Origin of the sequence: Bradyrhizobium amphicarpaeae (assembly GCF_002266435.3) — a bacterium.
Classification (GTDB): Bacteria; Pseudomonadota; Alphaproteobacteria; order Rhizobiales; family Xanthobacteraceae; genus Bradyrhizobium; species Bradyrhizobium amphicarpaeae.
Genome location: NZ_CP029426.2, coordinates 3,883,613 through 3,904,258, shown reverse-complemented (window position 1 = coordinate 3,904,258; position 20,646 = coordinate 3,883,613). Strand labels below are relative to the sequence as shown.

Annotated in this window: 18 protein-coding genes and 1 riboswitch; of the genes, 17 read left to right on the top strand and 1 reads right to left on the bottom strand. The window is 65.6% G+C overall.

From position 1 onward, the window contains the following. Positions 1-10: 10 nt before the first annotated feature. The 8 genes from CIT40_RS18145 to CIT40_RS18110 all read left to right on the top strand — a co-directional run bounded on the left by CIT40_RS18145 (position 11) and on the right by CIT40_RS18110 (position 7,862). Positions 11-1,399, top strand: a complete 1,389-nt coding sequence (locus CIT40_RS18145) for a pyruvate dehydrogenase complex E1 component subunit beta (protein ID WP_094890462.1) — start codon at positions 11-13, stop codon at positions 1,397-1,399. A gap of 3 nt (positions 1,400-1,402) precedes the next feature. Continuing rightward, positions 1,403-1,705, top strand: coding sequence for a DUF5076 domain-containing protein (locus tag CIT40_RS18140; RefSeq protein ID WP_094890461.1), 303 nt, complete (start codon positions 1,403-1,405; stop codon positions 1,703-1,705). Between the two features lie 2 nt (positions 1,706-1,707). Then, on the top strand, positions 1,708-2,160 hold the full coding sequence (locus CIT40_RS18135) for a nucleoside deaminase (RefSeq protein ID WP_094890460.1): 453 nt from the start codon (positions 1,708-1,710) through the stop codon (positions 2,158-2,160). A gap of 64 nt (positions 2,161-2,224) precedes the next feature. After that, positions 2,225-3,592, top strand: a complete 1,368-nt coding sequence (locus CIT40_RS18130; protein WP_094890459.1) for a pyruvate dehydrogenase complex dihydrolipoamide acetyltransferase — start codon at positions 2,225-2,227, stop codon at positions 3,590-3,592. A gap of 22 nt (positions 3,593-3,614) precedes the next feature. Then, a complete protein-coding gene (locus tag CIT40_RS18125; protein WP_094890458.1) occupies positions 3,615-3,848 on the top strand; it encodes a hypothetical protein in 234 nt (77 codons plus the stop codon). 17 nt (positions 3,849-3,865) lie between these two features. Continuing rightward, positions 3,866-5,287, top strand: coding sequence for a dihydrolipoyl dehydrogenase (lpdA, locus tag CIT40_RS18120; protein WP_094890457.1), 1,422 nt, complete (start codon positions 3,866-3,868; stop codon positions 5,285-5,287). Between the two features lie 181 nt (positions 5,288-5,468). Beyond that, positions 5,469-6,710 (top strand): threonine synthase, encoded by a 1,242-nt coding sequence (locus CIT40_RS18115; protein ID WP_094890456.1) that lies wholly within the window; start codon positions 5,469-5,471, stop codon positions 6,708-6,710. Positions 6,711-6,890: 180 nt separating this feature from the next. Then, complete coding sequence (locus CIT40_RS18110) at positions 6,891-7,862, top strand: tripartite tricarboxylate transporter substrate binding protein BugD (protein ID WP_094890455.1); 972 nt, start codon at positions 6,891-6,893, stop codon at positions 7,860-7,862. A 94-nt stretch (positions 7,863-7,956) separates the two neighbouring features. Here CIT40_RS18110 and CIT40_RS18105 read toward each other — a convergent pair whose 3' ends face one another. Further along, positions 7,957-10,125, bottom strand: a complete 2,169-nt coding sequence (locus tag CIT40_RS18105; protein ID WP_094890454.1) for a lytic transglycosylase domain-containing protein — start codon at positions 10,123-10,125, stop codon at positions 7,957-7,959. A 318-nt stretch (positions 10,126-10,443) separates the two neighbouring features. Between CIT40_RS18105 and CIT40_RS18100 the strand changes: the two genes are divergently transcribed. The 9 genes from CIT40_RS18100 to CIT40_RS18060 all read left to right on the top strand — a co-directional run bounded on the left by CIT40_RS18100 (position 10,444) and on the right by CIT40_RS18060 (position 20,623). After that, complete coding sequence (locus tag CIT40_RS18100; RefSeq protein ID WP_094890453.1) at positions 10,444-12,180, top strand: adenylate/guanylate cyclase domain-containing protein; 1,737 nt, start codon at positions 10,444-10,446, stop codon at positions 12,178-12,180. A 105-nt stretch (positions 12,181-12,285) separates the two neighbouring features. Continuing rightward, the gene (locus CIT40_RS18095) at positions 12,286-12,462 is read left to right on the top strand and encodes a hypothetical protein (RefSeq protein WP_167443362.1); all 177 of its coding nucleotides are present in this window, start codon (positions 12,286-12,288) and stop codon (positions 12,460-12,462) included. Positions 12,463-12,613: 151 nt separating this feature from the next. After that, positions 12,614-12,823 (top strand): hypothetical protein, encoded by a 210-nt coding sequence (locus tag CIT40_RS18090; RefSeq protein WP_094890452.1) that lies wholly within the window; start codon positions 12,614-12,616, stop codon positions 12,821-12,823. Positions 12,824-12,923: 100 nt separating this feature from the next. Beyond that, positions 12,924-13,175, top strand: a complete 252-nt coding sequence (locus CIT40_RS18085; protein ID WP_334265192.1) for a hypothetical protein — start codon at positions 12,924-12,926, stop codon at positions 13,173-13,175. Positions 13,176-13,260: 85 nt separating this feature from the next. Further along, the gene (locus CIT40_RS18080) at positions 13,261-13,485 is read left to right on the top strand and encodes a hypothetical protein (RefSeq protein ID WP_094890451.1); all 225 of its coding nucleotides are present in this window, start codon (positions 13,261-13,263) and stop codon (positions 13,483-13,485) included. A 114-nt stretch (positions 13,486-13,599) separates the two neighbouring features. Beyond that, positions 13,600-16,881, top strand: coding sequence for an ATP-binding protein (locus tag CIT40_RS18075; RefSeq protein ID WP_244611989.1), 3,282 nt, complete (start codon positions 13,600-13,602; stop codon positions 16,879-16,881). Next, on the top strand, positions 16,878-17,315 hold the full coding sequence (locus CIT40_RS18070; RefSeq protein ID WP_094890449.1) for a response regulator: 438 nt from the start codon (positions 16,878-16,880) through the stop codon (positions 17,313-17,315). The genes CIT40_RS18075 and CIT40_RS18070 overlap by 4 nt, the downstream gene beginning before the upstream one ends. Before the next feature lie 28 nt (positions 17,316-17,343). Next, positions 17,344-17,557, top strand: a riboswitch (cobalamin riboswitch). A 114-nt stretch (positions 17,558-17,671) separates the two neighbouring features. Continuing rightward, a complete protein-coding gene (locus CIT40_RS18065; protein ID WP_094890448.1) occupies positions 17,672-19,909 on the top strand; it encodes a TonB-dependent receptor in 2,238 nt (745 codons plus the stop codon). Between the two features lie 132 nt (positions 19,910-20,041). Then, positions 20,042-20,623, top strand: coding sequence for a hypothetical protein (locus tag CIT40_RS18060; protein ID WP_094890447.1), 582 nt, complete (start codon positions 20,042-20,044; stop codon positions 20,621-20,623). Positions 20,624-20,646: the final 23 nt, after the last annotated feature.

Here is a 20,646-nt window from a genome sequence, read left to right as displayed (position 1 = left end):
TGGAGTCGATATGCCAATTCAAGTGCTGATGCCCGCGTTGTCGCCCACGATGGAAAAGGGCAACCTCGCCAAATGGCTGAAAAAAGAGGGCGAGACGATCAAGTCGGGCGATGTCATCGCCGAGATCGAGACCGACAAGGCGACCATGGAAGTCGAAGCGACCGACGAGGGCACGCTCGGCAAGATCCTGATCCCCGAGGGCACCGCCGACGTCGCCGTAAACACGCCGATCGCGACCATCCTCGCCGACGGCGAGAGCGCCGCCGATCTCGCCAAGGCGCCTGCACCGGCCAAGCAGGAGAAGGCCGCGGAGTCCGCGCCGCCCGCCGCTGCAAAGTCTGAAGCCCCCGCGCCCAAAGCCGCGCCGGCGCCGCAGGCCGTCGCCGAGCCGGATCCGGAAGTGCCTGCCGGCACCGAGATGATCACGCAGACGATCCGCGAAGCCTTGCGCGACGCCATGGCCGAAGAGATGCGCCGCGACGCCGACGTCTTCGTGATGGGCGAGGAGGTCGCCGAATATCAGGGCGCCTATAAGGTGACGCAGGGCCTGCTGCAGGAATTCGGCGCCAAGCGCGTCATCGACACCCCGATCACCGAGCACGGCTTTGCCGGCGTCGGCGTCGGCGCCGCCATGACGGGCCTCAAGCCCATCGTCGAGTTCATGACCTTCAACTTCGCCATGCAGGCGATCGACCAGATCATCAACTCCGCGGCCAAGACGTTGTATATGTCCGGCGGCCAGATGGGCTGTTCGATCGTGTTCCGCGGGCCAAACGGTGCGGCCGCGCGCGTCGCCGCCCAGCACAGCCAGGATTATTCGGCCTGGTACTCGAGCGTTCCGGGCCTCAAGGTGGTCGCACCGTTCTCGGCCGCCGATTACAAGGGTCTTTTGAAGGCTGCGATCCGCGATCCCAATCCGGTGATCTTCCTCGAGAACGAGGTGCTCTACGGCCACACCGGCGAGGTGCCGAAGCTCGACGATTTCGTGATCCCGATCGGCAAGGCCCGCATCGTGCGTTCCGGCAGCCACGTCACCATCATCTCCTGGTCGAACGGCATGACCTATGCGCTGAAGGCGGCCGACGAGCTCGCCAAGGACGGCATCGAGGCCGAGGTGATCGATTTGCGCACGCTGCGTCCGATGGACACAGAGACCATCATCAACTCCGTCAAGAAGACGGGGCGCGCCGTCACGGTGGAAGAGGGCTGGGCCCAGAACGGCGTCGGCGCCGAGATCGCCGCGCGCATCATGGAGCACGCCTTCGACTACTTGGACGCTCCGGTTGCGCGCGTCTCCGGCAAGGACGTGCCGATGCCCTACGCCGCCAACCTGGAGAAGCTTGCGCTGCCTTCGGCGGCTGAGGTGGTCGAGGCCGCCAAAGCCGTCTGCTACAGGTAGACCATGGCGGGCCCGAAGGAGCAGCCGTTACCACCCGACGTCCTTGCCCGCGACGACGCGGTCGAGATCCTGCGCGTGTTTGTGCTGGACGGCGGGCTGTCGATGGCATTCCAGCGGGCTTTCGAGGAGCCCGAGATGTGGGGCTTGCTGCTGGTCGATCTCGCCCGTCATGCTGCGCGTGCTTATGCGCGCGAGAGCGAATATACCGAAGAGGACGCGCTGAACCGGATCCTGGAGATGTTCCAGGCCGAGATCGAGCGTCCGACGGACACCGGCACCACGACGCCGCGCGGCAAGGGGCACTGACCGTGGCCATCGAAGCGCACCATTTCGATTTCATGCTGGAAGCGATCCGCGAGGCGGAGACCTCGATCGCGCAAGGTGGCCTGCCGATCGGCGCCGTGCTGACGCGCGACAACAAGATCATCGCCCGTGGCCACAACAACCGCGTGCAGGAGAACAATCCGATCCTGCACGGCGAGATGAGCTGCCTGCGCGAAGCCGGCGCGATCTCGTTTCACGATACGGTGATGTACACCACGCTGTCGCCATGCTCGATGTGCGCGGGCGCGCTGGGGCTGTTCAAGGTCAAGCTCGTCGTGATCGGGGAATCCGTCACCTTCGAGGGCTCCAAGGACATCCTCGACAAGTTCGGCATTCCCTGGATCGACCTTGCCGACGACCGCTCCATCAGCATGATGAAGAATTGGCGTTCCATCCCTGCCAATGAGCGCCTCTGGCAGGGCGACATCGGCAACTAAACCTGGTCTGTTCGTCTCCGCTGTCGAAGGCGAATTTTTAGCAAAGTTTCTTCTTGAGGTCAGCATGCCCATCAACATCCTGATGCCCGCTCTCTCGCCGACGATGGAGAAGGGCAACCTCGCCAAATGGCTGAAGAAGGAAGGCGACAAGGTTAAATCCGGCGACGTCATCGCCGAGATCGAGACCGACAAGGCGACAATGGAGGTCGAGGCCATCGACGAGGGCACGATCGCCAGGATCCTGGTGCCCGAGGGCACGCAGGACGTCCCGGTCAACGACGTGATCGCGGTCCTCGCCGGCGAAGGTGAGGACGTGAAGGCAGCGGGCGCCGCCAAGCCCAGCGCTTCAGCCGCGCCGCCGAAGGCTGCCGAGGCTCCTGCTGCGGCTGCGGCCGCGGCTCCCGCAGCTGCGCCTGCCGCGCCCAAGGCTGCCCCGGCGCCAACCGCTGCTGCTCCGGCGCCGCAGGCCGCTGCGCCCGCCGCGCAGAGCAACGGTCATGCCGGCCGCGTGTTCTCATCGCCGCTGGCGCGCCGCATCGCCAAGGAAGCTGGCATCGATGTCGGCATGGTCACCGGCACCGGCCCGCACGGCCGCGTCGTCGCGCGCGACGTCGAGCAGGCCAAGTCCGGCAAGGGCCTCAAGGCGCCAGCCGCAGCGCCGTCCGGCGGTGCGCCGTCGATCGCGCCGACCATGTCGGACAAGCAGATCCTGTCGCTGTTCGAGCCCGGCTCCTACGAGGTCGTCCCACACGACGGCATGCGCCGCACCATCGCGCAGCGCCTCACCGCCTCGATCCAGAACGTCCCGCACTTCTATCTCACGATGGACTGCGACATCGGCAAGCTGCTCGCTGCCCGCGAGGAGATCAATGCCGCCGCGCCGAAGGACAAGGAGAAGAAGCCGCTCTACAAGATCTCGGTCAACGATTTCGTCATCAAGGCGATGGCGGTCGCGCTGCAGAAGATCCCGAACTGCAACGTCAGCTGGACCGAAAGCGGCATGGTCAAGCACCATCATTCCGACGTCGGCGTCGCGGTAGCAATGCCCGGCGGCCTGATCACCCCGATCATCCGCAAGGCCGAGACCAAGACGCTGTCGACCATCTCCAACGAGATGAAGGATTTTGCGGCGCGCGCGCGGTCCCGCAAATTGAAGCCCGAGGAATACCAGGGCGGCACCACCGCGGTGTCCAACCTCGGCATGTACGGCATCAGCCACTTCACCGCCGTGATCAATCCGCCGCATGCGACCATCCTCGCGGTCGGCACCAGCGAGGAGAGGCCGGTCGTGCGCGGCGGCAAGATCGAGATCGCGCATATGATGAGCGTGACGCTGTCGTGCGATCACCGCGCCATCGACGGCGCGCTCGGGGCCGAGTTGATCGGCGCCTTCAAGCAGCTGATCGAAAACCCCGTGATGATGATGGTCTGACGCTGCGGCAGAGGGGGCAATTTTGCATGTCCGTACCCGCTGGCCATGGATATCGCTGCTGCTCGGAGCCGTCGTCGCGCTCAACCCGATCGGGCTCGATTTTCTGCACTCTGCGTTCCTTGCCAGTGAGCAACTGGCACGGAACATCGCTCGGCCTATCGTGCTCATCGCTCTCGCCGTCACGGTCCTGGCGGTGATGCTCGAATGGCTGGTGAGATCTTTTCTGGTCAAGCGCCGCGCTCGCGGCGCCTCTTGAGTTGAACGGGAGCCTCTATGGCCGACACATCCTTCGACGTCATCATCATCGGCTCCGGCCCCGGCGGCTATGTCGCCGCGATCCGCGCCGCCCAGCTCGGCCTCAAGACCGCGATCATCGAGAAGTCGTATCTCGGCGGCATCTGCCTGAACTGGGGCTGCATCCCGACCAAGGCACTGCTGCGCTCGGCCGAGATCTATCACTACATGCGGCACGCCAAGGATTACGGACTGTCGGCGGATAACATCTCGTTCGACCCGAAGGCGGTGGTGCAGCGCTCGCGCGGCGTCTCGAAGCGGCTCAACGACGGCGTCGGCTTCCTGATGAAGAAGAACAAGGTCAGCGTGATCTGGGGTGCGGCCTCGATAGACGCGCCCGGCAAGATCACCGTGAAGAAGTCCGACGTCGAAGCTCCCAAGGGCGCGCTCGGCGAGGGGAGCTATCAAGCCAAGCACATCATCGTCGCGACCGGTGCGCGGCCGCGCGTGCTGCCGGGGCTCGAGCCCGACAAGAAGCTGATCTGGACCTATTTCGAGGCGATGGTGCCGGAGAAGATGCCGAAGTCGCTGCTGGTGGTCGGCTCCGGCGCGATCGGCATCGAGTTCGCCTCGTTCTTCCACACCATGGGCTCCGACGTCACCGTGGTCGAGGTGCTGCCGCAGATCCTACCCGTCGAGGACGCGGAGATCGCGGGCCTCGCGCGAAAACGCCTGGAGAAGCAGGGCATCAAGATCATGTCCTCGACCAAGGTGACGAAACTGGAGAAGAAGGCCGACAGCGTCGTCGCCACCATCGACGACGGCAAGGGCAAGCCCGTCACCACCGAGTTCGAGCGCGTGATCTCGGCCGTCGGCGTCGTCGGCAACATCGAGAATCTCGGTCTCGAAAAGCTCGGCGTGAAGACCGACCGCGGCTGCATCGTGATCGACGGCTACGGCAAGACCAACATCCCCGGCATCTACGCTATCGGCGACGTCGCGGGCCCGCCTATGTTGGCCCATAAGGCCGAACATGAAGGCGTGATCTGCGTCGAGGCGATCAAGGGCCTGCATCCGCATCCCATGGACAAGCTCCTGATCCCCGGCTGCACCTATTGCAACCCGCAGGTCGCCTCGGTTGGTTTGACGGAGGCCAAGGCCAAGGAAGGCGGCCGCGAGATCCGGGTCGGGCGCTTCCCCTTCGTCGGCAACGGCAAGGCGATCGCGCTCGGCGAGGACCAGGGCCTGGTCAAGGTCATCTTCGACAAGAAGACCGGCCAGCTGCTCGGCGCCCACATGGTCGGCGCCGAGGTCACCGAGCTGATCCAGGGCTACGTCGTCGCGATGAACCTCGAGACGACCGAGGAAGAGCTGATGCACACGGTCTTCCCGCATCCGACGCTGTCGGAGATGATGAAGGAAGCCGTGCTGGATGCATATGGAAGGGTGCTGAACATTTGACCAGTGAGCCGACCGGCTGTCGGATCCGTCATCCTGAGATGCGAGCGCAGCGAGCCTCGAAGGATGCACGGTCCCGCTGCAGCAGCCGGGCTCGTCGCCCTTCGCGGCCTCCGCTTCGCTCCGGCGCCTCAGGGTGACGGGACCACAAACCGAACACAGAACAACAAGAGGGAATGAACCCATGCACGACAACGACAATCTCACGATCGAACGTCCGACCTTCGTCACCCATCTCGAATGCGCGATGGAGGGCGACCACTACGCCGCCGACCAGGTCCACAACCTCTCCAAGGCCGGCAAGCCGCTCTTGGTGCGCTACGACCTCGCCGGCGTGAAGAAGGCGCTGACCAAGGATGCGCTGAGCCAGCGACCCGCCGATATGTGGCGCTATCGCGAGCTGCTGCCGGTGCGCAAATGTCAGGACATCGTTTCCCTCGGCGAGGTCACCACGCCGCTGATCCGGCTGCCCAAGCTGGCTGCGAAGCTCGGCGGCGGCGAGATCATCGTCAAGGACGAGGGACGCCTGCCGACGGGCTCGTTCAAGGCACGCGGCCTCGTGATGGCGGTGTCGATGGGCAAGGCGCTTGGCATCAAGCACATGGCGATGCCGACCAACGGCAATGCCGGCGCGGCGCTGGCGGCCTATGCGACGAGCTGCGGCATCAAGACCACGATCTTCTGTCCGGCCGATACGCCGGAGGTGAATGTCAGCGAGATCGAGCTTCAGGGCGCCACCGTCTACCGCGTCAACGGCTATATCGACGATTGCGGCAAGATCGTCGGCGAGGGCAAGGCCAAGGTCGGCTGGTTCGACACGTCGACCCTGAAGGAGCCGTATCGCATCGAGGGCAAGAAGACGATGGGCCTGGAGCTCGCCGAGCAGCTCAATTGGGACGTGCCCGACGTGATTTTCTATCCGACCGGCGGCGGCACTGGCCTGATCGGCATGTGGAAGGCTTTCGACGAGCTGGAAAAGATCGGCTTCATCGGCAGCAAGCGCCCGCGCATGGTCGCGGTCCAGGCCTCCGGCTGCGCACCGATGGTGCGGGCCTATGAGGCCGGCACCGAGCACGCCACGCGCTGGGAAGACGCCCACACCATCGCCTCGGGCATCCGCGTGCCGCAGGCGATCGGCGATTTCCTGATCCTGCGCGCGGTGCGCGAGAGCAAGGGCTTCGCCATCGCGGTCGACGACGACAAGATTTCGGCGGCGCTCAACGAGGTCGCGCGCGAGGAGGGGCTCTTGCTGTGCCCCGAGGGCGCCGCGACCTACGCCGCCTACAAGGACAGCCTCGCCGATGGCCGCGTCTCGAAGACTGACCGCGTCATGCTGTTCAACTGCGCCACCGGCCTGAAATATCCGCTGCCGCCGGTCACCCGCACGCTCGATCGCCACAAGCCGATCGACTACACGCAGTTCTAGCTTACGTCTCGCTCGCCCCGTTCTTGCGGGGCGAGGCTGGGGCGAGGGGCTGCTTCCGCAAACACGGTGCTAGTTGAGTTCGCGGAGACTCTTCCTCACCCGAATTGCTTCGCATTCGACCTCCCCCCGCAAGCGGGGCGAGGTGAAGAAAAACAACAACGACATCGCTGGGAGAAGACAATGACGAAGGCCGCCTGGGCTGCGCTGTTTGCTGTTCTCGCTGTGACCGGCGCCGCGCGCGCCGATGACTATCCCACCCATCCCATCACCATCATCGTGCCGTTCGCGGCCGGCGGACCGTCGGATGCGATGGCGCGTGTGCTCGCCGAGCGGATGCGCACTGCGCTCGGCCAGCCCCTCGTGGTCGAGAACGTTACCGGCGCGGGCGGCTCGATCGGCGTCGGCCGCGCCGTGCAGTCGCCGCCGGATGGCTACACCATCTCGTTCGGCCATCTCGGCACCCACGTTGCCAACGGCGCCGTCTACAAGCTCAAATACGACCTCGTCACCGACCTCGAGCCCGTGGTGCTGCTGCCGAGCAACCCGATGATCGTGGTCAGCAAGAACGCGGTGCCCGCGACTTCGCTGAAAGAGCTGATCGAATGGCTGAAGTCCCGGCCGTCGCCGCCGACGGCGGGCACCGCCGGCGCCGGCTCCGGCAGCCATATCGCCGGCGTTTATTTGGAGAGCGTCTCCGGCATCAAGCTGCAATACGTGCCGTATCGCGGCACCGCGCCGGCGCTGAACGACCTGATCGCCGGCCAGATCGACGTCATCGTCGACCAGACCTCCAACTCGATTGCCCAGGTTCGCGCCGGCACCATCCGCGCCTACGCCATCACCGACAGCAAGCGCCTGGCCTCGGCGCCCGATATTCCGACCGCCGAGGAGGCTGGTCTGAAGGGCTTCAACATGACGCTGTGGTCGGGCCTGTGGGTGCCGAAGGGCACGCCGAAGGAGATCGTGACCAAGCTCAACGCCGCGGCGGTCGAGGCCCTGAACGATCCCGCCGTGAGGAAGCAGCTCGAAAGCCAGGGGCTGGAGATGACGCCGAAGGACCAGCTCACCCCCGAAGCCCTCGGCGCGCGACAAAAAGCCGAGATCGCCAAATGGTGGCCGATCATCAAGGCTGCGAACATCAAGGTGGATTGAGGCTCTCTTGTAGGGTCGGCAAAGCGCAGCGTGCCCACCAAAAGATCGTGGGCACGGCGCTTGGGCGCCTTTGCCCACCCTACGACAGCTTCGCCTAATCCGCCGGCATGGCCTTGGCGCTGGCGTCCTTCGTCACTACGCGCTCGTCGCTCTTGCCGGCGATCATGCCGCTGCCCTCGAACCGGGCGCGGTACACCAGCACGTTCTCCATCACGCGCTGGACGTAGTTGCGCGTCTCCGACAGCGGGATACGCTCGACCCAGTCGACCGGATCGACGTTGGGATCCCTCGGATCGCCGCGAGCCTGCACCCATTCGCGCACGCGGCCGCGGCCGGCATTGTAGCCGGCGAAGGTCATGATCTGGTTGCCGCGATATTCCGACAGCAGCGCGCTGAGCTCGGCCGCGCCCATCTGCGTGTTGTAGACGGGATCGGAGACCATCTTGTCCCAGTCGTAGGTCAGGCCGAAGCGCTTGGCGGTATCGCGGCCGGCTTCGGGCGTCACCTGCATCAGCCCGACCGCATTGGCCGCCGACTTGTCGCGCTGGTCGAACGAGCTCTCGGTGCGCGCCACCGAATAGATCACGCTGGTCTCGATCGCGGGCGCGACCTGCTGGTGCGCGGGGATGCCGATGGTCGGAAACGCGTAATGGTCGAGGGCGAGCCCGCGCGCCAGCGCCGACTTGCCGACCTCCAGCATCACGCGCGCATCGCTGCGCTGTCCGGCGAGCGCGCCGAGTGCTTCGAGCGCCGCGACGTCGGTGCTCTCTCTGGCGAAATCCTCGGCGTAATAGAACACCGTGTCGCGTTCGCCGATGCCGTAGAGCATGTCGGCGGCGCGTACGCGCTCGTCTGCGGGCGGGGTGTCGAGTGCGGCCAGCACGGGCGAGGGCGGCCGCAGCTCGATGCGGTCGAGGCCGAGCTTGGCGCGCGCGAGCTGGCCGTAATAGGCGGTCGGATAGCGCGCCGCTGCCCGATAGCTCAGGCGTGCGTCGGCCGTCGCCCCCATCGCCTCGGCGGCACGGCCGCGCCAGTAATTGGCGCGCGACAGCGCGATCGGATTGGCCGAGCCTTCGTCGATGGCGGCGAAGTGCACCATCGCTGCCTGGGGATCCCCAAGGAAACGCAGCGCGATCCAGCCGCACATGAAATGATAGTCGACGCGGTAGACTTCCTTCTCGGGCACCGCGGCGGTGCGCACCACGTCATACGCGGTCTTGAACTTGCCCTGGTCGAGCAGCTTGCGGGCGAGCAGGCGACGCTCGCGCCACCAGGCGTCGGTGTCCTGGGCGGCCATCGTGTCGGGCGCCGCGGCCAGGATCAATTCGGCGGCGTCGTCGATGCGGTCCTTCTGCAGATGCCATTGGGTGCGGCAGAGCACATAGCCGAGATCGCGGCGGGCTTCGGCCGGGACGTCCTCGAGATCATCCTTGGCCTTGCTGGCCTTGCCGGTCACGGCGGCGCAGGCTTTCACGATCGCCAGCGCATCGTCGCCGAGCCGTTTTGCGGCGCGCCGCGCACCGGCATAGTCCTTGGCGCCGAGCCGCTTGTCCATGCGGGCGCGATGATCCTCGGGGTTAAGGAGATCGCGGAACGCCTCGTAGGAGTCCTCCTCGCTGCGCTCGGACAATTCGTCGGTGCGCCAGGCCTCGCGCACGAGGCGCGTGGCCCTCTCGGTATCGCCCTCGTTAAGCAGCACGCGGGCGAGGGCGAACTTGCCCTTGGCGCTGGTCGGGCGGTCCATGGTGAATTTGTGCACGGTGGCCGCGTCGGCCTTCTCCTGCCATAGCCGCGCCTCGGCGCGGCGGCGGAGCAGGGCGCTGCTCGGCCAATCCGGATTGGCGGCGAGGAAGGCGGCATAACGCTTGAAATTCGCGGTGCTCTCGGAATGGCGCAGCATGAACCAGTCGGCGAGCTTCGCGCCGGCGGGATCGACGATGCGGTCGCGCGCCGCGCTCGCGTCCTCCGTCTTGCCCTTGCGCGCGAGGTCGATCGCATCCTTGAGCGCGGCGAGGTCGCCGGTCAGCGGCGGCGATGCCGGCTTGTCCGAGGGCTCGTCGGCTGTCTTCGACTTGCGCTTGGCCTCGGCATGCTTGCCATGGCGCGACTTCGCCGCAGCGTGGCGCTGCTTTCCGGCTTTCGCCTCGTGCGACTTCTTCGGCGCGGACGATTTGTGGCTGCCCTTCGCCGCCAACTCGGTGGGAAGGAAGGCCATGGCGGCGGCGGCAACGAGACACGCGAGCGAGCGTAGGCACTGGTTCATTCCATGGTCCCCCTGCGAAACCACTACAAACCAAGGTCCGCGACGACATGCGGCTTGAGAATCAAGGACATCGAAAACGATGCCACGACATCGTTTCGCATTCCTCACGCTGTCGCAACAATGCGGCAAAATACGGATTGGAACTGGGAAGGTCCGAAAGCCCGGAAAAGGCAGCGCCTTTAACCTTCGTTAACGCATTCGGGTCGCATGCGACTTGGAACGGCTTGCGACGTCACAGGCGAGCATATGCGCATGTTCCGGCGGTCAAATCCGGTGTATTGAGTTCCCAGTTCCATCCTTTGGCCATTGTCCCCACCGATGCCGATTTTCAACCAGTCGATCCGGCGCAAGATCGTCGGCATCGCCCTCGGATTGATCGTCCTGATGCTGGTCACTTCGATCCTGTCGATGGTGATGTCGAGCCAGGTCGGCGTCCTGCTGGACGAGCTGACCAACCGCTACATCCCGGCCTACAGCCATCTGGCCCGCGCCAACGTCCGCTCGCTGGAGCGGGCGCTGGCGCTGCGGCGGATGGTCATGACCAGGATGGGTTCGCCGTCGGACGAGGAGGCCTATGCGGCGCGGCTTCGCGACTTCGAGGCCTTGGACCGCAAATTCGAGGAGGAGGCCGAAACCGCGCGCAAGCTCATCAACGCGATCATCGACGATCCCAGGACGTATTCCGACAACGCCGCGCTGGGGCGGATCGACGTTCGCATCGAGAACGCCGTCACCGAGCTGCGGCGCAATCTGGACGAAGGCAATACGAGACTGCTCAAGCAGGTCGAAGCCAAGGACATGGCCTCGGCCCGCGGCACGCTGGAACAGCTCGACGGCTTGCGCGATGCGTTCAACAGCAAGGTCGATGCGATCCGCGCCGACATGCTGACGCAGGTCTTCTTCTCGACCTCGCAGGTGATCAGCCGCCAGCATCAGGCGATCGTCGTATCGGGTGTCGTCACCTTGCTTGCGGCGGTCGTCGGTTTTGTTTTTGCGCTTCTGGTATCGAGCGGCATCACGCGCCCGGTGCGGTTGCTGCTCGCCGGAGCCCGCGAGGTCGAGGCGGGCCGCTTCGACAAGTCGATCACCGTCTCCACGCAGGACGAGATCGGCGAGCTCGCCACGGCGTTCAACCGCATGACCGAGCAGCTCAGGCACAACGAGCGTATCCGCGAGACCTTCGGCCGCTATATCGATCCCAAGGTGGTGCAGGGCCTGATCGACCGGCCCGAGGTCGCCATCGACGGTGAGCGCCGGGTCATGACCATCATGTTCTGCGACATGAGCGGCTTCACCGCGATGAGCGAGGGCATGACGCCGCGCGGCCTCGTCAAGGTGATGAACCATTATTTCACGGTGATGTCCGCACCCGTCAGGAGCAATCGCGGCATCATCGACAAATATATCGGCGACGCCATCATGTCCTATTGGGGCCCGCCCTTCGTCGAGGAGGACGAGCAGGGGCTCCTGGCCGGCATCGCAGCCATTGAGATGACCGACCAGGTGCCCGCGCTGCAGCGTCAGCTGCCCGACCTGCTCGGCATTCGCGCGATGCCTGCGCCGTGCGATTTGCGGATCGGCATCGCCACCGGCGAGGTCCTGACCGGCAGCATCGGCTCCGAGCTGATGATGAGCTTCACCGTGATGGGCGATGCCGTGAACCTGGCCTCGCGGCTGGAGGCCGTCAACAAAGTCTACGGCACCCGCATCCTGATCTCGCGGGCAACCGCGGAGGCGATCGGATCGCGGCTCGAGCTGCGCGAGATCGATCGTCTCGCGGTCGCCGGCCAGAGCGCGCCGCAGGCGATCTTCGAGGTGATGGCGCGGGCGGGCGCACTCACCGGCGCACAGGACAGCCTGCGCACGCACTATGCCGAAGCGCTCGCCGCCTATCGTGCCCGGCGGTTCGACGCGGCGCGCGCCGCCTTCAACGCCGCGCTCGAAGCCGTCCCCGGCGACGGCCCCTCGCGCACGATGCTCGGCCGCATCGCGCAGTTCGAGGCCAGCCCGCCCGACGAAGGGTGGGACGGCGCCTGGCGGCTGGTCGGCAAATAGGCTGCCGCACCGGAAAAATTGATTCTACGAGATAACGATGTTCGCCGTGACCTATTTCGCGGGCTTAGGTTGGATGTCCTTGAGGCGTTTGATGGGGACACGCCGATGACAGAGCTTCAGGACAGGCTGGAACGGCTCGAGACGCTCACCGCCGAATGCGAGCTGATCGCCAAGCTCGCTACCGACAGCACCAAGCGCGAGTTCTATCTGAAGCTTTCGGAGCAGTATCACCAGCTGGCGGTGGAGATGCGGCAGGCGATCGCGACCAAGGCTGCGGCCTGACGCCGGCTGCAATCCGTTCTTAAGGTTTGGCGCGCATCCTGTCGGGATGCGAGCGTCGCGCATCCACGATTGCTCGCAGTGGGAATGCCGGGCTTCGTTGCAATGCAGCGCACCCCGTGAAATTCATCGCCATGCCTGACAGGGCAATCCCATGCGCCTCGTTGCCGTGATCATCATTGCGCTCATGGTGGCTGCCTGCGACCAGGGGCAGGACATCACCGGCTCGACGCCGATCTGTCCGCTGCGGAACACCAGCTACAATCCCCGTGACATCAACCAGTGCGTCAGTGCCTGCAAATCGTGTGATCGCGGCACCACGGTCACCTGCACCACCTCCTGCACCCTCAGGGGCGCGCATTGAGCTGCCGTTCTCCCGGCGGCGGTGCTTGGGCACCGGAACGACCCGCAGGGGTCAATCGTTAAAGCAGGCGGGAAGGCCGCGGAGTCCGATGGAAATGGGTATGCTCGATCCCGGTCGATTTCTGGTGTCGTGCTCGCATTGCGGTGCATGGCCGATGGCGGCCAATGTGAAACGGTCGAGCTGGATGGCCACCCCGCACGAGGTCCGCTTCGTCTGCAGGCGCTGCCGCCGCGAGGAGACCGCAATCGTCTCGGCCTCCGGCGAATTGACCCCGATCAAGCGCGTCGATGTTCCGCCCAGCGACGTCGCTGTCGCCTGGGCCCAGGCGCAGCGTTTCCGGGGGCGAGCCTGAGCGCCGACTGGTTCGGCCTTCCGGATGGAACCGGACTGGCCCTTCGAACGTTTTGTGCCCGATATCAACGTGAGGGGCCGGACGAATGATCGGCGAGCATTTCGACACCCGGACGCGGATCAACATGAAATTGGCGCTTGATCGGATCTGCCGCGATCGTCCGGCGGGGGAGGATCACGGCTTCCGCCGATCGGTTGCCGAGAACATCATCCGCGCCGCCCTGGCGGGACGCACCGGGATCGGCCAGCTCGTCGATGCCGGCGAGCGGGCGGTGATCAAGACCCGTTCCGAAGGGCATCCCGCCCAGTGACAATTGCGTGCGCGACAGCGTGCGTCGGAGCTTGATGTGAACAGCGCTGTCGAGCTCCCAACGGCGAGGGCTCCCGCAGATTTCCTGTCGGGTGGTGGGGAAATGGGCGCACGCATGCGCGCCCATGACTGGACGCGTACGCCGCTCGGAGAGCCGCAGAACTGGCCGCGCAGCCTCAAGACGGCCGTTCGCATCATGCTGACCTCGCGCCAGCCAATCTGGGTCGGGTGGGGTCCGGAACTGATCTACCTCTATAACGACGCCTACAAGTCCATCATCGGCGGCAAGCATCCCTGGGCGCTGGGCCGGCCGACCGCGGAAATCTGGCGAGAGATCTGGACCGACATCGCCCCGATGCTCGCGACCGCGATGGGCGGCGACGAGGGCACCTACGTCGAAGAGCAGCTTCTGATCATGGAGCGCAGCGGCTATCCGGAGGAGACCTATTACACCTTCTCCTACAGCCCGATTCCCGATGACGACGGTCTGGTCGGCGGCATCATCTGCGCCAATACCGACGATACGCGCCGTGTCATCGGCGACCGGCAGCTTGCGCTGCTGCGCGAGCTTGCGGGGACGACCGCCGAGACGCGTACCCTTCAGGAGGCCTGCCGCCGCTCGAGCCTTGCGCTCGCGACGGGCACGCGCGACTTACCCTTCGCGCTGATCTACCTGGTCGAGCCCGAGGGGCGCGAGATCACGTTGGTCGGCAGGTGCGGTATCGATGCCGACCATCCCGCGGCGCTGTCGCAGCTCCCGTTGGAGGGGCCGGCGCTCTGGCCGCTCGCCGAGGTCATTCGCGAACAGAAGCCGCAGGTGGTCTCCCATCTCGCCGCCCGCTTCGGGGCCGAATGTCCGCGCGGCGCCTGGGACGTGGCGCCGCGGCAGGCGGCGGTGATCCCGATCCCGGCGCGCGGCGAGACCGCCCGTAAGGGGGTCCTGGTTGCCGGTCTCAATCCGTTTCGGCTGTTCGACGACGATTATCGCAATTTTCTCGAACTTGCGGCTGGGGAGATCGGCGCAAGTCTGGCCAACGCGCAGGCCTACGAGGAGGAACGCCGCCGTGCCGAGGCGCTGGCTGAGATCGACCGCGCCAAGACGACGTTCTTCTCCAATATCAGCCACGAGTTCCGTACCCCGCTGACGCTGATGCTGGGGCCGATCGAGGACGCGCTCAACGATACCTCGCTGGCGTCGCTGCCCGAGGTTCAGCGTGAGCGGCTCGACATAGCGCATCGCAATTCGCTCCGTCTGCTGCGGCTGGTGAACAGCCTGCTCGACTTCTCCCGCATCGAGGCGGGGCGGGTTCGGGCGAGCTTCGTTCCGACCGATCTTGCCGCGTTTACTGCCGAACTCGCCTCGAACTTCCGCTCGGCGACCGATCGGGCCGGGTTGCGGCTGATCATCACCTGTCCGGTGCTGCCGCACGATGTCCATGTCGACCGCGAGATGTGGGAGAAGATCGTCCTCAACCTGATGTCCAACGCGTTCAAGTTCACCTTCGAGGGCGAGATCGCGGTCGAGATCGGCACCAGCGCCGACGGCAAGTCCGCCGAATTGCGCGTGCGTGACACCGGCACGGGTATCCCATCGGACGAACTGCCGCATCTGTTCGAGCGCTTTCATCGCATCGAGGGAGCGAAGGGACGCACGTTCGAGGGCAGCGGTATTGGGCTTGCGCTGGTGCACGAGCTGATCAAGCAGCACGGCGGCGCCATCACCGTCGCGAGCGAGTTCGGCCGCGGCAGCGTTTTCACTGTTACGATCCCGTTCGGATCGGCTCATCTGCCGGCAGAACGTGTTGCCGACCGCCTTGCGACGACGCTGACGACCGGAAGCGGCGTCGAAGCCTATGTCCAGGAGGCGCTGCGCTGGCTGCCGCAGGATGAGGGCGCCACGGATCTGCGCGGTGATCTCACGCTGGAGAGCGCGAGTGAGACGCCGGACGCCTCGACACGTGGCAGCGGCGAGCGCATCATCCTCGCGGACGACAACACCGATCTGCGCAACTACGTCAAGCGTCTGCTCGAAGCCCGGGGCTACCGGGTGGAGGCCTTCGCCGACGGGCAGGGCGCGCTGGAGGCCGCGAGGCACCATCGGCCCGACCTCATCCTGTCCGACGTCATGATGCCTCGCCTCGACGGCATCGGGCTGCTGGAGGCGCTCCGCAGCGACGAGAATCTGCGCGGGTCGCCCGTCATCCTGTTGTCGGCGCGCGCCGGCGAAGAGGCCCGCGTCGAGGGGCTGGAGGCCGGCGCCGACGACTACGTCAACAAGCCGTTCTCGGCGCGCGAATTGTTGGCGCGGGTGCGCGCCAATTTGCAGCTGGCGCGCATTCGCAGGGATGCCGAGGAGATCCAGCGCCGCCAGGCCGCGCGGCTGGAGGCTGTCGTCAGCACCGTGCCGACCGCGGTCTGGTTCACCTACGACCGCGAAGCGAAGCGCGTGTTCGGCAATGCCTATGGAGCGCGGCTATTGCGGGTACGGCCTGATGCCAACATGTCGCTGTCGGCGCGCGAGGGCGACCGTCCGGCCTGCCGCGTCCTTCGCGATCGCGTCCCGGTCGAAACGTCCGAACTGCCGCTCCACCGCGCGGCCCGCGGCGAGGAAGTCGCCGGCGAGGAGCTCGAGCTCCGCTTCGATGACGGCTCCTCGGTCACCGCGATCTTCCAGGCGTCTCCGATCGTCGACGCCGCCGGTGTATTCCAGGGCGCGGTTTGTGCGGCCATCGACATCACCGAGCGCAAGCGCCAGGAGCGCCATCGCGAACTGCTGGTCAATGAGCTCAATCACCGCGTCAAGAACACGCTGACGACAGTGCAGTCGTTCGCGCTCCAGACCCTGCGCAACGCATCGAGCCTGACGGAGGGGCGCAGGGCGTTCGATGCGCGATTGATCGCCTTGTCGAAGGCACACGATGTGCTGGTCAGGGAAAATTGGGAGGCGGCGGAGCTGAGAGAGGTCGTGACCGAGGCTCTCGCCGCGCATGCCGAGCCGGAGAGTGCGAGGCTCAATTTCGGCGGGCCGGATCTGCGCATGCGGCCTTCGGCTGCACTGGCCATCTCGATGGCGCTGCACGAGCTTGCGACCAACGCCGTCAAGCATGGCGCCCTGTCGAACGGCTCGGGAACCGTCGACCTCGCCTGGAAGGTCGATGATCGTTTCGAGTTGTGCTGGACCGAGCTGGGCGGTCCCGCCGTGGTCCCGCCGTCGCGGCGCGGGTTCGGCACCCGCCTGATTCAGCAAGGGCTGTCGCACGAATTCGGCGGCGCCGACGTCGATCTGCGCTTCGCGCCCGAAGGCGTCGTTTGCGTCATTCGCGCGCAGCTGCATGAAATCCGCGCCACCCTGGGCGGATTAGATATCGCAACAATGGCTGCCGGGAGGCCCTCATGAAACCTGAAACCGATCTCGCTGGCCAGCGGGTCTTCGTCGTGGAAGACGAGTCGCTTGTGATGATGCTGCTCGAGGATTCCCTTGTCGATGCCGGCTGCGAGATCGCGGGCATGGCCTCGCGCGTCGATGACGCGCTCGCGAAGGCGGCTGCGCTCTCGTATGATGTTGCGGTCCTCGACGTCAACCTCAACGGGCGGCAGACTTTCGAGGTCGCGCGCTGTATCGCCGAACGCGGCATACCTTACGTGTTCGCCACCGGTTACGGTCCGGCGAGCTTGCTTGCGGACTTCCGCCACGTTCCGATCCTGCAGAAGCCGTTTCAGCAACAGGACCTGGAGACCGCGCTCCGCCAGGCTCTAGCGGCGCAGAGCGAGCGGAACGAAACCGCTCCCCCCGGCGAGCTTCCGGCCACGCAGACCTGTCCCTTGGCGTAGCCGTCGATTGACTCGCCGAGGCGTTGGCCCCTAAATGACCGGCGACGGTTCTCCTCACGGAGATCAAAAGGGAATGTGGTGCGGGACGTCCCATCGCCGGGACTTGTCTCAACGCCGCGGCTGCCCCCGCAACTGTAAGCGGTGAATCTTTCGTCTCATGCCACTGGGAAACTCGGTCCTGGGAAGGCGACGCAAGGTAACGACCCGCGAGCCAGGAGACCTGCCGTCAGCCGTGGTCACACGCGAAGATGTCGGTCGGGGAGTACAGACATCGGCTTCACCGGAGCAATCCATGGCTCTGCCGTGAAACCTCGTTCGCTGTGACGTGCCACTGACGTCATACCGAGGTTGCCATCGTGTCCCGTGTCGTTCCTGCCGCCAGGCGCCTTGCCGCCGGCCTGCTCGCATCGGTTTCCTTGCCTTCGCTCGATCTGTCTCCCGCCTTCGCCGAGCGGGTCTTGGCCGAGCAGCTGCCACCAATCGAAGTGACCCAGCCCTCCGATCAGAACCGCACGCGCGCAAGGGCAACCGGTGACGGCGAGGCGACCAGGCGCCGGGCGACGGCGGATGTCGCGCCGACGCGACATGGCGCCGGCTCATCCGGCACCGGCGGTGAGGCTGCCGCCGGTAACGGCGGCATCGTCGGGGCCGCCACGACCGTCATCACGGCCGCGGATATCGCGCATTCGCCGTCGCAGACGCTTGCCGAGATCATTGCGACGCAGACGCCGGGCGCCCAGATCACGACGTTCTATGGCGGCCCGATCGCTGCCAAGACCGGCGTGGACCTGCGCGGCTTCGGCGCCTTCGCCACCGCCAATACACTGGTGCTGGTCAACGGCCGGCGGCTGAACGACGTCGACATGGCACAGGTGGACCTCTCCACCATCCCGCTCAATTCCATCGAGCGCATCGAGGTCACGCGCGGCAATTCCGGCGCGGTGCTCTACGGCGACAATGCGGTCGGCGGCGTGATCAACATCGTCACCAAAAATGGCGTCGGCGGACCGCCCGTGAGCGCGCGCATCGAGGCCGGCTTCGGCTCGTTCAACACCCGGCTCGGCAATGTCTCGACCTCGCTCAATTCCGGCCCGTGGTCGACCTCGGTTTACGGCAATACGGTCAGGACCGACGGCTACCGCGACAACAACCGCTATTCACAGCAGAACGGCGTCGGTAATCTCAACTACACCACGCCCGGACTGACCGCGTTTCTCACCGTCACCGGCGACAATCAGGAGCTGCGGCTGCCGGGTGGCCGCACCGTCGATCCCTCGATCGGTCTCGACGAGCTCGCGACCAACAGGCGCGGGACCAGCACGCCATTCAACTACGCCAACCAGCAAGGCTTCAGCGCAACGGCCGGCTTCACCAGGACCCTGGTCAACGGCGTCGATCTCATCGTCGATGGCGGCGTGCGTGACAAGAAGCAGCAGAGCGCGTTCTTCTCCAGCCCGGCGCCGGTTCCGGCCTTCTTCACGTCGACCTATGTCGGCTCCCATCTGACGAATTGGTCGATCACGCCGCGGCTCAGCGTGAAGAGCCTGCTGCTCGGCATGCCGTCGCAGCTTCTGACCGGCATCGACTATTACGATGCGAGCTTTGAGCAGAACCGCGGCGCCGGGCAGGGGCTCGCCGCCTGGCACAATTACGACCTCAGGCAGCAGACGGTCGCGGGTTATTTCCAGCACACCTTGGGTGTAGCGCCCACCACCGACGTCTCCTACGGCGCGCGGGTGCAGACCATCAGCCTTGCGGCACGCGACAATTTCGACCCCGCCGCGCCGTTCAACGCCGACATCGGCGCGCTGCCGCTGACGAGCAGCGAGACCCAATATGCGCTGCATCTCGGGGCCGAGCATCGCCTCAATGACATGGTCTCGCTGTTCGGCCGCGCCGCGCGCGCCTTCCGCACGCCGGACGTCGACGAGCGGCTGTCGTCGGGGCCTTCGTTCGATCCCTTGACCTTCGCTTCAATTCCGCAAACCTTCCAGCTCAAGACCCAGACCTCTCAGGACATCGAGGGCGGGCTGCGCATCAAGGGCGGCGGGTTGCAGCTGCAGAGCAGTCTCTACCTGATGGATCTCACCAACGAGGTCCATTTCAGTCCGGTCCTGTTCTACAACACCAATCTCGATCCGACCCGGCGCTACGGCTCGGAGACCAGCCTGTCCTATCGCGTCAACGATGCCCTGCTGCTGCGCTCCGGCGTGGCCTATACCCGTGCCGTCTTCCGCGAAGGCATCTGGGCCGGCAACGACGTGCCGCTGGTGTCGCGCTACACGGCGAGTGCGGGCGTGACCTGGAACGTCTGGCAGGACTATGTGGTGCTCGACGCGACCGCGCGGTTCTGGAGCGAACGGCGGATGGACAACGACCAGGCGGGCACCCAGAAGCCGATCCCCGCCAACGGCACCATCGATCTCAAGCTCGGCGGCCGATATGAACGCTACTTCTGGTCCCTCAGCGTCAACAATGTGCTGAACGCGCTTTACTACGACTACGCCATCGCGAGCACCTTCACCGACGGCCGCTTCAGCGCCTATCCGCTGCCGGGCCGCACCTATCTGCTCAAGGCCGGCGCAACGTTCTGATTTTCGCCAAGGCTGATTTTCGCCAAGTCTGTTTTTCACCAAGTCTGTTTTTCAGCAAGTCTGTTTTTCACCAAGGCTGTTACGCGCTCCCAAATGGACCAGCATCCAAGAGAGAAAGAAGGAGATTCAACCATGGCTCTCGGCATCCTTCCGTCACGCGGCGATCGCTTCCGGCTTCACCCGGTCGCGCCGCGCCTTGCGCCGATATTCTGCTTTGTGCTGCTGACGGCGTCATGCGCGCTTGCAAGTTTTGCGTTCACCTGCGCCACGCCGTTCGCTGCTTTCGCGGTCGTTGCCGCGGCGATGCTGCCGCAGCGCCCGGCGCTGCTCGTCGTTACCGGCGCCTGGCTCGTCAACCAGACCATCGGTTTCGGCGTGCTGCATTATCCCGTTGACGCCAGCACGATTGTTTGGGGCTTTGTCATCGGCGCGGCTGCGCTTCTGTCGACGGCCGCCTCGTCGATGGTGCTCGGCCTGCTGCCGCAGGGCCGCACCCCGCTGATGCTGGCGATCACGCTCGTCGTCGCCTATGGGACTTACGAGCTCGCGCTGCTCGCCGCGACGCCGTTCCTCGGCGGCGAGGGCGCCTTCACCGGCGCCATCGTGACGAGCATCGCTCTGACCTGCGCCGTCTGGCTCGCCGGCCTCGTCGCTGTCTGCGAGATCGTCCGCCTGGTCGGTCCGGCCCGACGCAAGGGGGCGATGTCGGCCTGAGCGGCAGACCGTCGCCCGGATGA